The sequence below is a fragment of the Oleiphilus sp. HI0128 genome, from assembly GCF_001635365.1.
Map to the genome: position 1 here is coordinate 1 of NZ_LWGG01000031.1, position 568 is coordinate 568.

Consider the following 568-nt stretch of genomic DNA (forward strand, 5'->3'; position numbering starts at 1 on the left):
CAAGTGAAGCTGACGCCAGTTGGTTAGATGTTCGTCAGGATGATACAGATTCCAATGGTTTAGGGATCTATACGGTAGAAATTAATAGTGCAGCGATTCCAGTAAACACCTTTAAGAAAGGTAGTTTGATCATAGAATATCAAATAAATGATGGTGCGGTGCAAACTGCATCGCTTGATGTAATCGCATCGAATACTATTTCTGGTAACGAATCGGTCGGTAATCTTTATATATCGCTTATTGCCTTAGATGAGGTTTTGAACGCTTTGCCAGAAGAACCTATTTTTGCTACATCTACCGTGGCAGGATCTTTGTCTGACGGTGTATACAGCTATCGCTTTGAGAATATCCCGGTCGGCGAGTATTTTGTTAGAGCAAGTACCAATAATGATGGCGATGAGCGCTCATTTGACGATGGAGAAGCAAAAGGAATCTATCCGAATTACTACTCGTTCGAGACCTTAAACGCAAATCGGGAAGTGATCAGTGGCATTGACTTTAGTGTTCAGTTCTTTGAATCAAATATCGAGGCTCTCGATGTGCTTGAGATTGGTGCGAGTCACTACCC

The 568-nt window shown here is 41.9% G+C and carries 1 protein-coding gene; it reads left to right on the top strand.

Features of this window, described 5'->3' with window-relative positions:
- Window positions 1-568, top strand: a 568-nt coding sequence (locus A3763_RS27850; protein ID WP_197482648.1) for a hypothetical protein, incomplete at both ends; no start/stop codon positions are given.